Annotated in this window: 12 protein-coding genes; 4 read left to right on the forward strand and 8 right to left on the reverse strand. The window is 65.6% G+C overall.

Translation table 11 applies throughout. The features are described from left to right. The first annotated feature begins 29 nt into the window (after nt 1-29). From F4Y72_05690 to F4Y72_05705, 4 genes are all read left to right on the forward strand, one after another. Complete coding sequence (locus F4Y72_05690) at nt 30-1,604, forward strand: NAD(P)/FAD-dependent oxidoreductase (protein MXZ27780.1); 1,575 nt, start codon at nt 30-32, stop codon at nt 1,602-1,604. Nucleotides 1,605-1,655: 51 nt separating this feature from the next. Further along, complete coding sequence (locus F4Y72_05695; protein ID MXZ27781.1) at nt 1,656-2,807, forward strand: nitrilase; 1,152 nt, start codon at nt 1,656-1,658, stop codon at nt 2,805-2,807. A 14-nt stretch (nt 2,808-2,821) separates the two neighbouring features. Beyond that, entirely contained in the window at nt 2,822-3,169 is a 348-nt protein-coding gene (locus F4Y72_05700) for a hypothetical protein (protein MXZ27782.1), read from the forward strand. 158 nt (nt 3,170-3,327) lie between these two features. Continuing rightward, entirely contained in the window at nt 3,328-4,332 is a 1,005-nt protein-coding gene (locus tag F4Y72_05705) for a sugar kinase (protein ID MXZ27783.1), read from the forward strand. A gap of 21 nt (nt 4,333-4,353) precedes the next feature. On the opposite strand, the gene F4Y72_05710 is transcribed toward F4Y72_05705, so the two are convergent. The 8 genes from F4Y72_05710 to F4Y72_05745 form a co-directional block, all read right to left on the reverse strand. Next, a complete protein-coding gene (locus F4Y72_05710) occupies nt 4,354-5,097 on the reverse strand; it encodes a heme-binding protein (GenBank protein MXZ27784.1) in 744 nt (247 codons plus the stop codon). A gap of 76 nt (nt 5,098-5,173) precedes the next feature. Beyond that, a complete protein-coding gene (locus F4Y72_05715; GenBank protein ID MXZ27785.1) occupies nt 5,174-6,385 on the reverse strand; it encodes a D-galactonate dehydratase family protein in 1,212 nt (403 codons plus the stop codon). Beyond that, nucleotides 6,385-7,875 carry an aldehyde dehydrogenase family protein gene (locus tag F4Y72_05720; GenBank protein MXZ27786.1) on the reverse strand — a complete coding sequence of 497 codons (1,491 nt, stop codon included), beginning with the start codon at nt 7,873-7,875 and terminating at the stop codon, nt 6,385-6,387. The genes F4Y72_05715 and F4Y72_05720 overlap by 1 nt, the downstream gene beginning before the upstream one ends. 56 nt (nt 7,876-7,931) lie before the next feature. Further along, on the reverse strand, nt 7,932-8,918 hold the full coding sequence (gene ilvC, locus F4Y72_05725) for a ketol-acid reductoisomerase (protein MXZ27787.1): 987 nt from the start codon (nt 8,916-8,918) through the stop codon (nt 7,932-7,934). Between the two features lie 56 nt (nt 8,919-8,974). Continuing rightward, nucleotides 8,975-9,565 (reverse strand): acetolactate synthase small subunit, encoded by a 591-nt coding sequence (ilvN, locus tag F4Y72_05730; protein MXZ27788.1) that lies wholly within the window; start codon nt 9,563-9,565, stop codon nt 8,975-8,977. Further along, complete coding sequence (gene ilvB, locus F4Y72_05735) at nt 9,562-11,268, reverse strand: biosynthetic-type acetolactate synthase large subunit (protein ID MXZ27789.1); 1,707 nt, start codon at nt 11,266-11,268, stop codon at nt 9,562-9,564. The genes ilvN and ilvB overlap by 4 nt, the downstream gene beginning before the upstream one ends. 82 nt (nt 11,269-11,350) lie before the next feature. Next, complete coding sequence (ilvD, locus tag F4Y72_05740) at nt 11,351-13,084, reverse strand: dihydroxy-acid dehydratase (protein ID MXZ27790.1); 1,734 nt, start codon at nt 13,082-13,084, stop codon at nt 11,351-11,353. Nucleotides 13,085-13,218: 134 nt separating this feature from the next. Further along, the gene (locus tag F4Y72_05745; protein ID MXZ27791.1) at nt 13,219-14,655 is read right to left on the reverse strand and encodes a TolC family protein; all 1,437 of its coding nucleotides are present in this window, start codon (nt 14,653-14,655) and stop codon (nt 13,219-13,221) included. Nucleotides 14,656-14,678 lie beyond the last annotated feature (23 nt).

Genomic DNA, 14,678 nt, shown 5'->3' on the forward strand with positions numbered 1-14,678 from the left:
CGCGCTCGCCGCCTACACTTGCCGGTCTGATGTCGGATTTTGACGTGATCGTGATCGGCGGCGGGGTCAACGGCCTGGCCTGCGCCGCGACCCTCACGCGCGAGGGTTTGAGCTGCTGCGTGCTCGAGCGCAACAGCTACGTGGGCGGCGGCGCGGTAACGCGCGAAGTGACGCTGCCGGGCTTCCGACACGACCTTTACGGCTCCTCGCACGTGTGGATCCACTGCAACGCGGACTTCAAGGCGATTCAGCCGGAACTGGAGCGGTTCGGGCTGAAATACATCGAGCCGGACGACCACATCACCGGCCACCCGGACCAGGGCGGCGGGCCCGGCATCGTGGTTTACAAGAGCGTGGAGCGCACCTGCGAGTCCATCGCCGCGTATTCGCCCGCGGACGCGCGCCGCTACGCCGCGATATGCGCGGACTTCGAGCAGATCCGCGAGGGTTTCATCAAGGCCTTCTTCTCGCCCCCGACGCCCCCGAGCACATTGCCGCGAGCGCTGGAGCGGAGCGTGGACGGACTGCAGCGCCTGCGCGAGTTTTCGATGTCGGCTCGCGCCTGGGTGGAGGCCAACTTCGAGAACGACTTCGTGCAGGCGATGATGCTGAACTGGGCGCTGGCGCCGCAGATACTCCCGGACCAGGAGGGTGCGGGACAGTCCTTCTACATCATGATTCCGGCGATTCACCACTACGGCCAGGCGATCCCCGAGGGTGGGAGCCAGCAACTGCCAAGGGCGATGGCGTCCTTCCTGGAAGGCAACGGCAGCCGGGTCATGACGTCGTCCCCGGTCGAACAGATCGTCGTGGAGCAGGGCCGCGCCTGCGGCGCGCGCCTGGAGTCCGGCGAGACGTTGCGCGCGCGGCGCGCGGTCGTGTCTGCGCTGGAGCCGCGCCAGACTTTCCTGCGCATGCTCGACTCCGACATCCTGGAGGACAATTTCCTCGACATGGTGCGAGGCTATTCCTTCGGCAGGATCACGGTCTGCCGGGTGCACCTGGCGCTGAAGGAACCGCCGCGGTTCGTCAACGGCGAGAGCATGAGCCGCTGCGCCTTCCACCGCATGACCGACAGCATGCCGCAGCTATTGAAGTTCTACGGCGAACTGGCCATGGGCATGCCGCCGTCGGACCCGTTCCTGTGGTCGGCCTGTTGGACGATACTCGACCCGACGCGGGCGCCGGATGGCCAACACACCCTGATATTTGATACCTTCGTTTCCAATTGGCTGGCCAATGGCCGCACCTGGGGCGAAATAGGCGAAGACTACGCGCGCGACGTGCTGCTTCCCAAGCTGCGCCAGTACGCGCCCAACATCGGCGGGCACAACATTCTCGGACAGCATGTGGAGACCGGCGAGAGCCTGGAACGCGCCAATCCGTCGTTCGTAGAAGGAACCACCAACGGGGGCGAACGGATCGCTTCGCAGCTCGGCTATTTCCGGCCGTTTCCGGGCTATGCGCACTACCGTTCGCCGGTGCAGGGCCTGTACATGACCGGGCCGCACTGTCATCCCGGCGGCGGGATCTCGGCCATGGGCACGATCACCGCGCGCGTCATGCTGGACGACTTCGGTATCCGCGAGGCGGATTTCTGGTAATTGAGAATGGCGTGCTCTCCCGGCCGGGAAGCTACGCTGGAGGAACGAAAGATGAGCAAGATCGAGAAATACACGGGCATGGTGATACAGCCGCACGTCACGGTGGCCGAAGACCGCGGCGACATCGAGCGAAACCTCGACCGGGTGCTGAACATGATCGACTTCGGCGTGGGTTACTTCTGGGAGCTGCCGGTGAAGCTGGTCGTGCTGCCCGAATACTTCCTGCAGGGCGTGACCACGCCGGGCAAGGGCGAGCACGGCATCGAGGGCTTCATGAAAAAGGCGATCACCTTCGACGGCCCGGAGATGCGCGCGCTCGGCGACAAGGCCCGCGAATACGGTCTATACATCTCCGGCGGCGGAGTGGTGGAGCAGGTCCCCGAGTTCCCCGACCGCTGGTTCAACGCCGCCTTCGTGATCGGGCCTTCCGGCGAGGTGGTCCTTCGCTACCACAAGTGGCACATCCCGGCCAACATCGGCCTGGGGACCAGCCCCCACGACCTGCTGGACGAATACCGCGAGGTGTTCGGCGCCGACATCAAGGACCTGTTCCCGGTGATCGATACGGAAATCGGCAAGCTGGGCACGATGACCTGCCATGACGGCTGCACGCCGGAAGTCTCCCGCGCGCTGGGCTACAACGGCTGCGAGGTGCTCTGCCATCCCACCGCGCTGCAGGAGATCGAGGGCGTTAGCGAGCCGTGGGACTTCTGGACCTTCACCCGCCGGACCCGAGCGCACGACAACATGTGCTACCTGCTGGGTTCGAACTGGGGAACGGTCGACTACGACTACTATCCCAGGGCCTTCTGCCCCGGCGGTTCATTCATCATCGACTACACCGGCATGATGCTGCGCCACGCCAACTACCCGTCCGAGCAGGTGATCGGCGCCACCATCGACATCGAGGCGCTGCGCGAACACCGGTCGCGCTGCGGCCATAACTGCTGGGTGGACGTGCGCACCGAGGGCTTCAAACAGATCTACGAGAACCCGATCTACCCGCCCAACCAGTTCCCGCCCGGCAAGCCACCGCGCACGCTGGCCGACAAGATGGGGCCGCTGGACACCGTGTACCGCGACATCTACGGGCGCGGTCAGTTCATGCCGCCCGCCGGCATGACGGTGGAGGACATGCCGAAGCTGCACCGCAAGCGCGTGCGCGCCGCCCAGGATCGCGGCACGTTGAAGAAGAACGACTAGGCGAGGCCAGCGGAATGCGCGTGAAAAGCGACCTGGCCGACCTCGACATCAAACTCGGGCGCATCAGTCGCGAAGGCGACGAACTCGTGGTGGAGAGCGCGCCGGAAAGCAGCCTTGACGCGCGCATCCGGGTTGACGCGTCGGAAGCGCGCAGCATGCTGGGCAAGGTGCTGAAGTCGGACGCCGTCTGGGGTTTCCTGCTTCGCCTGCCGTTTTCGCGACCGGCGCGCGCCCCGGGAACGCCCCCGAGGGGAGGGCGTCCCGCCCTCAACGAAGGCGGGGACGCGGCCGCTCCCGGCTCCCCGGACAATCCGGCATGGCGCGAGCGACGCGAGAGCACCGGTCTCAACAAACCTTGGTAGGCTATCCTCCATATTGCAAAATGCACGCTGAAGACCTTTCCATCACCCCTCTTGGGGGGAGCGTCGGCGACAGGAGTCGCCGCCGAGCCCCACGGATGGGTTCATGCGTCTCCCCCCAAGAGGGGTGATGGAAAGGTCGCAGGACTGGGAAAGAGCGTATGGCGAAAATCACGGGATTCGGGGAAATCATGCTGCGGTTGGCCACGCCGCGCGGCCAGGTGCTGGACGGCACCCAATCGCTGGAGGTGGATTTCGGCGGGGCCGAGGCGAACACGATCATCGCGCTCGCGCGCCTGGGCCATGACGCGCAGTTCGTGACCGGCCTGCCGGACAATGACTGGGGCCGCCGCGCAGCCGCCATGCTGGCTTCCGCCGGCGTGCGGCGCAGTACGAGGTATATCGACGGCGCGCGCATGGGAACCTATTTTCTGGAGAGCGGCGCCGGCCTGCGCGGCGGCAGGGTAATTTACGACCGCAGGAACTCGGCTTTCGCCGTCTGCGACTGGTCGGACCTCGATTGGTCAAGGCTGCTTGCCGATGCCGACTGGCTGCATTTGAGCGGCATCACGCTGGCGCTTTCGGAGTCCGCTGCCGACGCCTGCGAGACTGCCGCGAAGGCGGCGCGGGAGGCGGGTTGCCGGGTGTCTTTCGACTGCAACTACCGCGAGGCGCTGTGGGCCGATTCCCGTTCCTTCGGAGCGGCCTGCCGCAGGATCGTGGCGCTGGCCGACCTGGTGTTCTGCGGTTGCCGGGAGATTCGCTGGATTCTCGACCAGCCCCGGCCCGACGATATTTCTCCGGATCCGGCGCACGGCTTCGGCCTGCTCGGGGACGTGGCCCCGCACATGACGGTACTCGCGGGGACCCTGCACGACAAGGACGAAAGCGGCGCCCCCAAGCTCGGCGGCTTCGCGACCAACGGCGAAGATTCCGCCAAGCTCGAACCGCATGGCCTGGGCCAGGTCGTGGATCCGGTGGGAGGGGGCGACGCCTACGCGGCGGGCGTGCTGCACGGCCTGGCGGAAGGCTGGTCGGTGGTCAGGGCTGCCGAGTTCGCCCTCGCCGCGGCCGCACTGAAGCACACCATCATGGGCGATCAGCTTCGCGCCACGCCCGCCGAGGTCATGCGCTACGCGGTCAACGGCGGCGCCGTCTCCCGCTGAAGCGCATCTTCGAAGAGGCGGTTACCGCAGGGTAACCAGCACTTCATTACGGCGCAGGGGCGGGATCGTCCAGGGCGGGTTGTATCCCGCTACCCGCCAATCGCCCTCGTGCTCGATGCCTCGGTCGTCAAGCCAGTCAAGCAGGCGCTTGCGTTCCCGCTCCGCGTTCCTGTCGCTCATGAAACCGCTGAAGCGGACGCTGGCCACCCGGCGCGGCGGCACGTCCCGGACCATGACGGCCGGATTTGATGGGACCGGAGAGTTTTCCGCCGTATAGCCCTCGGGCAATACGAAGGCCATCCTCCAGCTGTCCATCGCAGCGCCGGCAAGTGCCGGGCCCTGGCTGGCGCCGGAGTACTCCGCGGGGCTCATGACCACGGGTGCGGTCATCTGTATCTTCTCGCCGCGCGGCTCCATTTCCACCGGAGCGGTCATTTCGATCTTGCGCTTGCCGCTGTTGGTGCCGGATATGTAACGCACCAGCCGGCCGAACCCGGTTCGTGTGGCGGCATCGAAAGGAGGCGAGACCATCGTTTCCGCAATTGCGTAGCCGTCGTAATCGCGGACCTGGAAATCTCCGTCCTCGATGACGACGTTGTACGCCGGCTCTTCCGCGGCCTTTCCACCGAACGCGGAGCAGGCTGCTACCGAGGCGGCCGTCACGATGCCGAGCATGCCGGTTCGAAGAGTCTTTTGCGGTTGAGCGGGCGCGTGCTGCGCCCTTCCGTTGGTGGAGGTGCTTGGATTGAATGTCGAGGTTGTCATGGCAGTGTCCTCGACCTCCCCGCCAATCACCCTGAGTATACGCCTGTTTTTTGCGTATGGATTCAGGGGTCCGCAGCTACCAGTTCCAGAGAGTGCCGTCCTCCAGGCGGTTGACAGGGAGGGACGCCGGACGATAGGGATACTCCGCCGCGAGTTTCTCGTCGATGTCCACGCCGTGGCCGGGCGCTTCGCCCGGATGGAGGTAGCCGTGCTCGAAGCGCCAGGCGCGGGGGAAAACGGCGTCGGTTTCCTCGGTGTGGCGCATGTATTCCTGGATGCCGAAGTTCGGCACCGACAGGTCGAAGTGGAGCGCGGCGCCCATGCTGACCGGGGAGAGGTCGGTGGCGCCGTGACAGCCGGTGCGCACCTGGTAGAGCGCCGCGAGCGCTGCGATCTGGCGCAGGTGGGTGATGCCGCCGGCGTGAGGGACGGTGCAGCGGATGTAGTCGATGAGCTGGTTCTCGATCAGGTCCTTGCAGTCCCAGATGGTGTTGAAGACTTCGCCCACCGCCAGCGGAGTGGTCGTGTGCGAGCGGATCAGCCGGAAGGACTCCTGGTTCTCGGCCGGAGTGGGGTCCTCCATCCAGAACAGTGCATACGGTTCCAGCGCCTTGCCCAGACGGCCGGCCTCGATGGGCGTCAGGCGGTGATGCACGTCGTGCAGCAGGTGCGGCGTGAATCCGTATTCCTCGCGCAGGGCCGCGAACAGCTCCGGCACGGAGTTGAGGTATTTCTCCGACGACCAGACGTTCTCCTCGGGCAGCGCCGCCGAGGCCGGTTCGTAATACATCCGGTCCTTGCTTACCCCGTAGGTTCCCGCCAGGCCGGGGACGCCGCACTGGGCGCGCACGGCCTTGTAGCCGAGTTCCAGGTAGCGGCCAACTTCCTCCACGGTCGCGGCCACGTCTTCGCCGTTGGCGTGGCCGTAGCAGAGCACGCGGTCGCGGCTTCGGCCGCCCAGCAACTGGTAGAGCGGCATCCCGGCTGTCTTGGCCTTGATGTCCCACAGCGCGGTGTCCACCGCGCCGATAGCGGTCATCGTGACCGGCCCCCGGCGCCAGTAGGCGCCCCGATACAGGTATTGCCAGGTGTCCTCGATGCGGTCGGCCTCGCGCCCGATCAGCGTGGGGATCACGTGGTCGTTCAGATAGCTGACCACCGCCATCTCCCGCCCGTTGAGCGTGGCGTCGCCGAGACCCTGGACCCCATCGTCCGTGACGATCTTCAGCGTAACGAAATTGCGCCCCGGACAGGTCACGATCACGCGCGCTTCGGCGATCCGGTTCATCAGTCCATCCTCGCCATGATCGACTTGGTTTCCATGTAGATCTTCAGGCCCTCGAGGCCGTGCTCGCGGCCCCAGCCGGACTGCTTGTAGCCGCCGATCGGCATCGACAGTTCGGGGATGCCGTGCGAGTTGATCCAGACGATTCCGGACTCCAGGTTCTCGGCGATATCGTGTCCCCGCGCCAGGTCGCCGGTCCAGACGCTCGCCGCGAGACCGTATCGGCTTTGATTGGCCAGGCGGACGGCCTCCGCCGCCGTGTCGAATGGCGCTACCGTTACAACGGGTCCGAAGATCTCCTCGCGGGTGATGCGCATTTCTTCACCGGCATCGGCAAAAACCGTCGGCGGATAGAAATAGCCCTGGCCCGCCAGCGGTTCTCCGCCGGTGACCAGCCGCGCGCCCTCGCTCACGCCGGATTGAACAAGCTCGTGAACGGATTCGCGGTGCGAGGCGCTGATCAGCGGACCCATCTCCGAGTCGGGATCAAGGCCGGGTCCCAGCCTGAGCCCGCGAGCGGTTTCCTCGAGACCTTCGAGAATTTCCCGGTAAACGCCGCGTTCGGCATATACGCGGGAGCCCGCCACGCATACCTGTCCGGCATTGGCGAAAATGGCGTCGGCGGCTCCGGCAATCGCTCGAGGCAAGTCGGCATCGCCGAATATCAGCACCGGCGACTTGCCTCCAAGTTCCAGCGAAAGGCGCTTCAAATTGCCCCGCGCATCCGTCAGCAATTGCTTGCCGACCTCGGTGGATCCGGTAAACGCTACCTTGTTGACTTGCGGATGGCGGGCCAGGTGTTGTCCCAGCTTTCCGCCGGGGCCGGGCAGAACGCTCACCACGCCTTCGGGTACGCCGGCCTCCAGCAGCAAACGCCCCAGGTACAGCGCCGTCAACGGAGTGATTTCCGCCGGTTTGAGAATGCAACTGCAGCCGGCCGCCAGCGCCGGAGCCAGTTTCCAGGCGGCCATGACCAGCGGCCCGTTCCACGGCACGATCTGCACCGCGACCCCCACGGGTTCGTTGCGGATCAGGCCGTGGAAGCGCTGCCCCGGCACCGAGGGATCGAAGGTGGCGCCGGGCAGCTTTGTGCACCAGCCGGCGTAGTAACGGAAGGTCTCGGCGGCATGGGCGACTTCGCCGTGCAGAGCGGCGGCGTAGAGCTTTCCGCCGTTCAGCGTCTCCAGTTCCGCCAGCATCTGTGCGTCGCGTTCGATCAGCTCCGCGACGCGCAGCAGCACGCGCTGCTTGTGCGCCGGCGTCTGTCCGCTCCAGCGCCGGTCCAGGAAGGCAGCGCGGCCCGCGGCTACCGCATCGTCCGCCTGCTCCAGTGACGCGGGCGCGACGCTTGCGATTGTCTTGCCTTCCGCGGGATCGATGATCGGCTTCGGTTCGCCGCCTTCTCCGGCGACCCAGTCACCGCCGACGAGCGCGCGATGCTTTCCGGCCAGTAGATCCAGCGCCGCCTGCGAAACCTTGTGGGGGGTGTTCATTGCGGAGCGGTCACTGTCGTCCTGGCACTGAGGGCGGGACGCCCTCGCTCCCAGGGTCAGTCCTTGGGCAGCCAGTTCATCATCTTGCGGAGATTGGCGCCGACGGCCTCGATGGGGTGGGCGGCCGTCTTCGCCCGCAGTTCGTGCAGGCGGGGTTCGCCGTTCTCGAACTCATCTATCCACTCGCGCGCGAAGGCGCCGGACTGGATGTCGGCCAGGATCTGCTTCATGGCCTTGCGCGACGCTTCGCCCACCACCTTGGGGCCCCGCGAGTAGTTGCCGTACTCGGCGGTGTCGCTGACCGAGTAGTTCATGCGCTTCAGGCCGCCCTCGTAGTAGAGGTCCACGATCAGTTTCAGTTCGTGCAGCACTTCGAAGTAAGCCAGTTCCGGCGGATAGCCAGCTTCAACCAGCGTCTCGAAGCCGGCCTTGATCAGCTCTTCCGAGCCGCCGCACAGCACCGCCTGCTCGCCGAACAGGTCGGTCTCGGTCTCGTCCTTGAAATTGGTCTCAATGACGCCCGCGCGAATCCCGCCGATGCCGTCGGCGTAGCTGAGCGCCAGGTCCAGCGCGCCGCCGGTGGCGTTCTGGTGAACGGCCGCCAGGCAGGGCACGCCGGCGCCCTGCAGGTACATCCGCCGCACCAGGTGTCCCGGGCTCTTCGGCGCCACCATGAACACGTCCACGTCTGCCGGTGGCTTGACCTGGCCGTACAGCACGCTGAAGCCATGTCCCACGGCCAGGGCCTGACCGGCCTCGAGGTTGGGCGCCACCGCCGATTCATAGACGCGCCGGTGGTGCTGATCCGGAACCAGGATCATGATCACGTCGCCCCAGGCGGCAGCCGCGCTCATGTCGAGCACGCTCAAACCTTGCGACTCCGCCTCTTTGCGGGAAGAGGAACCCTCGCGCAGCCCCACCACGACCTGCACGCCGCTTTCCTTGAGGTTCAGGGCATGCGCGTGCCCCTGGCTTCCGTACCCCAGCACCGCCACCTTGCGGCCGCGAATGATGGACAGATCGGCTTCGTAATGAATCTTCATATCAGGCCCTTTGCTGAATGTTTCGATCCGGGGACTTGCGGCCCCCTGGAATGGACTTAACTTTCGCCGCCGGTGGGTTGCGGCGCCCTTTGCATGGCCACACGGCCGGAGCGTGCGACTTCCACGATCCCGTGCGTTCTCATCAGGTTGACGAAGGCATCCACCTTCTTGGTCGGCCCCACGATCTCCAGGGCCAGGATGTCCGGCGTCACGTCCACGACCCTGCCGCGAAAGATCTCGTTGATCTGCAGGATCTCCGAGCGCTTCTCGCCGGTGCAGCGTACCTGGATCATGCACAGCTCCCGCTCGACGAAATCCGTGCCGGTGACATCGTGCACCTCGATCGTATCCACCAGCCGGTTGAGCTGGCGGATGATTTGCGAGATGACGCGGTCGTTGCCGCTGGTGACGATGCAGATGCGCGAAATCGTCGGATCGTCGGTCACGCCCACGGTCACGCTGTCGATATTGAAACCGCGGGCGGAGAACATGTTGACCACCCGGATCAGCGCGCCCATGGAGTTCTCCAGCAGCACGTTGATGATGTGCTGCTGGGCCTGTGGGGGCGCGCCCGGCTCCACCGGTTCGCCCGCCGCCCGCTTGCGGATCAGCTGCTGCGGAGTCAGCGTGATGGCTTCGTCGTTCATACGAAGGTCTCCGGCGCGTGCCGGGACGTGATCATCTCGTCCGACGACTTGCCGGCCGGGACCATCGGGAACACCATCTCTTCCTTTACGACCCGGAACTCCATGACTACCGGCCGGTCATTGATTTCCCAGGCCTTCTCGATCACGTCATCCACCTGGTCCGGGCTCTCGGCGCGCAGGGCCGCGCAGCGGCTGGCGCGCGCCAGTTGCACGAAGTCCGGGTTGGTGTCGGTAAGGTCGGTGTGGCTGAAGCGGTTCTCATGGAAAAGCTCCTGCCACTGGCGCACCATCCCCAGGAAGTTGTTGTTCATGATCACAACTTTCAGCGGGATCTTGTGCGCCGACGCCACTGCGAGTTCCTGCGCGTTCATCATGAAACCGCCATCGCCGTTGATCGAGATCACGGTCTTGCCGATACCGTAGGCGCGCATGCCGAAGCCCGCACCCAGGGCCGCAGGCAGCGAGAACCCCATCGTCCCCAGGCCGCCGGAGGTGATATGCGATCGCGGCTGCGTGTACTTCAGGTACTGTGCGGCCCACATCTGGTTCTGGCCCACGTCGGTGCACACGACTGCATCGCCGCCCGACTTCGCCCGAAGGCGCTCCAGCACGTATTGCGGCCGCAACTCGCCGTCGTCGGCGTAGGTCAGCGGGCATTCGTCGCGCCAGTCCTGGATCTTGTTCAGCCAGCGCTTGACCTTCTTGGGCTTGACCAGCGGGCGCAGCCGCTCCAGCACCGCTTTCACGTCCGCATTGAACGCCAGGTCGGCGTAGATGTTCTTGGAAATGCAGGACTTGTCGATCTCGATATGAATGACCGCGGCGTGCGGCGCCCAGCGGTCCACCATGCCGGTTACGCGGTCGTCGAAGCGCGCGCCCACGGCGATGATGAGATCGGCGTGCTGCACCGCCTGGTTGGCCCACCACATGCCATGCATGCCCAGCATGCCCAGCGACAGCGGGTCGTCCTCGGGGAACGCGCCCAGTCCGTGCAGGCTGGTGGTGACCGGAATGTTCATATGGCGCGCGAACTCGGTCAGCACTCCCGCGGCGTTGGAATTGATCGTGCCGCCGCCCACGTACAGCAGCGGGCGCTGCGATTTCTCGATCATCCTGACCGCGCGGCGCAGCCGGATCTCGTCGCATTCGTCGGGGACCGAGTAACCGCGCATGTGGATTTCTTCGTCGAACTGGAATACGCCCTCGGCCATCAGTACGTCCTTGGGCAGGTCCACCACGACCGGCCCCGGCCGCCCGGTGCGGGCAAGGTGGTAGGCCTCGTGCACGATGCGCGGGATGTCGTCCGGCGAGCGCACCAGGTAGTTGTGCTTGGTAATGCTGCGGGTCACGCCGAGCGTGTCGGTTTCCTGGAAGGCGTCGTTGCCGATCAGCGGCATGGGGACCTGGCCCGTGAAAACCACGATGGGGACCGAATCCATGAACGCGTCGGCAATGCCGGTCACGGTATTGGTCGCGCCGGGGCCGCTGGTCACGAGCACGGTTCCGACCTGCCCGGTGGCCTTGGCATAGCCCTCGGCCGCATGCGTGCCGCCTTGCTCGTGCCGCACCAGTACATGCTCGAAATTCGGCTGTACGCGCGCCATTTCGTCATATACGTGAATTACCGCGCCGCCGGGATGTCCGAAGACAACCCGCGCATCCTCCGCTTCCAGCGCGTGGAGAAAAATCTCCGCGCCCGACATCTTCTTGCCGATGTATTGCTGCACGGCGTCCCTGCCTCGCAGACGCTGCGGCGTTTCCGCCACCGCCGCGGCAGTGCTGGTGCTAGACATGGGTAAGTTCCTCATGACGTTCGGAAGCTTTGCGCGCCCCGGCCCCTTCGGGACCGCCCACGCGCAGGATGGCGCCGGTGGAAGCGCTGGTCACGAAATGCGTGTAGCGCTCCAGCCAGCCACCCTTTATTTTCGGGCGGAACGGCTTGAGCCGTTCGCGTCGGCGTTCGAGTTCATCCGGGTCGACCATCAGGTCCACCCGCCGTTGCTTCAGGTCTATGACGATGCGATCGCCCGGCTCGACCAGCGCGATGGGTCCCCCGGCGGCTGCCTCGGGCGAGACATGACCCACCGAAAGACCGCGGGTTGCGCCGGAAAACCGCCCGTCGGTCAACAGGGCGGCGGCGGTATCCAGACCCATACCGGCGATTGCCGAAGTCGGCTGCAGCATTTCCGGCATGCCGGGACCGCCGCGCGGACCCTCGTAGCGAATGATGACCACGTCGCCCTCGCGCACCTCGCCGGCCATGATTCCCTCCACGGCTTCGTCCTGCGATTCGTAGATGCGCGCGCGGCCTTCGAACCGCTGCAGGTGCTCCGGCACCGCGCCGACCTTGATGATTGCACCCTCCGGCGCCAGTGAGCCGAACAGCACGCTCAGGCCCCCGGTGGCGCGAAACGCGGTGGCGCGATCGCGAATCACCGCCCGGTTCTGCACCTCGGCATCCCTCAGTCGCTCGCCGAAGTTTCCGGCCACGGTCGGCCGGTCCGAGTTCAGAACGCCGATGGCGTCCAGTTCCTTCAGGATGGCCTGCACGCCCCCCGCCTGCTCCACGTCTTCCATGTGCACGTCCGGAGTGGCCGGCGAAACCTTGCATATGTAGGGCACGCGGTCGGCCATGCGGTTGATCCGGTCCAGGTCGTAGGGCACTTCCGCTTCGTGCGTGGCCGCCAGCAGGTGCAGCACCGTGTTGGTGGAACCGCCCATCGCCATATCGAGCGCGAAGCCGTCGTCGAAGGCGTCGGCGGTGACGATATCGCGGGGCTTGAGATCCTGTTCGACAAGTTCCACTACGCGTGCGCCGGCCTTTCGCACCAGTTTCTCGCGGCGCGGATCCACGGCCAGGATGGAACCGTTGCCGGGCAGCGCCAGGCCCAGCGCCTCGACCAGGCAGTTCATGGAGTTGGCGGTGAACATGCCCGAGCATGAGCCGCAGGTGGGGCAGCTCAGTTGCTCGAGTTGGGCGAGTTCCTCATCGCTCATGTCGCCCTTCTGGTGGCGTCCCACCGCCTCGAACACGCTGGCCAGGTCCACCTTGTCGCCGCCGGGCAGTTTGCCGGCCTTCATCGGACCGCCGGACACGAACACCGTCGGAATGTTGATCCGAAGCGCCCCCATCAGCATTCCGGGCACGATCTTGTCGCAGTTCGATATGCACACCAGGCCGTCCAGCCAGTGGGCCTGTGCCATGGTCTCGACCGAGTCGGCGATCAGTTCGCGCGACGGCAGCGAGTAGCGCATGCCGATGTGGCCCATCGCGATGCCGTCGTCCACGCCGATGGTGTTGAACTCGAACGGAACGCCGCCCGCTTCACGGACCGCGTCGCGGGCGATGGCGCCGAGCTTCTGCAGGTGTACATGGCCGGGAATCAGCTCCACGAACGAGTTGCAGATGCCGATGAACGGGCGCTCGAAGTCTTCGTCCGAACGCACGATGCCGGTCGCGCGCAGCAACGAACGGTGTGGCGCTCTTTCGATGCCACGCTTTACGGTGTCGCTTCTCATTGTTCCAGGCCTGGTGTCACCTGTGCCGGCGCAATGCGCCAGCCAAGCAAAACATCTTACATCAGACGCCGTTGTAACGGCTTGTTATGGACAATTTTGCGCTGCGCCAAACAGCTGCGTTTATTGGCGATTGGCTATCCGCCGTCGCTGCGCCAGCCGCCCCCGAGGGACTGGTAGAGGCTGACGATGGCGTTGAGGTGGGCGCGCTTGTTGCTGAGCACGTTGTTGCGGGCGCTGTAGAGGAAGTCCTGTGCGGTGAGGACGCGCTGGTAGTCGATCACGCCTTCGCGGTAGCGCACTTCGGCGATCCGCAGGGACTCCTCGGCGCGTCTTAGGTCTTCCAGCGCGATCCTGCTGAGCGAGTCGAGCAACTCGATGTTGCCCAGCGCGATTTCGATGTCGTTGAACGCGCGGATGACGATTTCGCGATAACTGGCCAGCGACGAGTCCATCGCCAACCGGGCGCTTTCCCTGGCACGTCCGCGGCGGCCGAAATCGAACACGTTCTGCACCAGCGAGGCGCTCAGGGAGGCCGCGACGCTGTTGTCCGATGTCAATTTGCGCAGGTCGCTGCTCGCGGTGTTGGCGGACGCGGTCAGCGAGATTCCGGGCAGCAGCGCGTTGCGCGCGATGGCCACGTTGGCGCGCGCCTGGCGCAGGTTCATTTCGGCCTGCACGATGTCGGGGCGGCGGATGAGCAGCTCCGAGGGCAGGCCGGGAACTACCGAAGGCGTAAGCAAACCGTCGAGCGTGGTGGCTTGCACGTCGAAATTGCGAACCGGTTCGGCCACCAGCAGGGCCAGCGCAGCCCGCGCGGCGTATTCCTCCTGGCGCAATTGGGAGAGCCTGTTGCGCTGCCTCTGCACGGCGATCTGCTGCTGAAGCGCGTCGATGGGAGTAAGCACGCCCGCTTCTACGCGCGCACGGGTGATGCGCTCAATCGCTTCCGCGTTCTGCAGATTGAGTCTCGCCGCCTCGATCTGATCGCGGGCGTGAAGGATCCGGAAATACGTAGAGGCGGCGGTGCCCAGCAGACTAAGCCGGGTGGCGGCGAGTTGCGCCGCGGCCGATTCATATGCGGCTTCGGCAGCCTCGAAACGGTATGGCTTGCTGAGGATGTCCGCGTAACTCAGGCTCAGAGTCAGGCTCCCGGAATCGGAAGCGTCGTCCCGAAATGCGCCTCCGGGCGGGGCGGATCCGCTATAGCGGCCGGACGCGTTGAAATCGACCACCGGGGTGGGGTAGAGGTCGAAGCCGGCGTCGATCAGCGCCAATTGCGCCTGCCTCAAGTTGCGTTCGGCGTTCTCAAGGCTCAGGTTGCGCTCCTGTACCTGCTGCATCAGGTCGCGCAATTCGCCGCTGCCGAAGGCGTCCCACCATTCCTCGCCCGGCCACTCGCCGGTCGGGGCCTCGCTCCAGTCCGGCGGCGTGTCCGCATCCAGCGCGGGCATGGAAATGGTGGAGCAGCCCGCCAGCGCAATGGCTGCCAGCAGCGGCGCACAGGGCCGCACTATTGCGGTGATTCGCGATTTCCCGTTCAGGGTGGCGAACTTCCAAGCAACTGTTTGCATCTCGCTTCCTCGTTACGGTTTAC

Source organism: Gammaproteobacteria bacterium, from assembly GCA_009838035.1.
GTDB lineage: Bacteria > Pseudomonadota > Gammaproteobacteria > Steroidobacterales > Foliamicaceae > Foliamicus.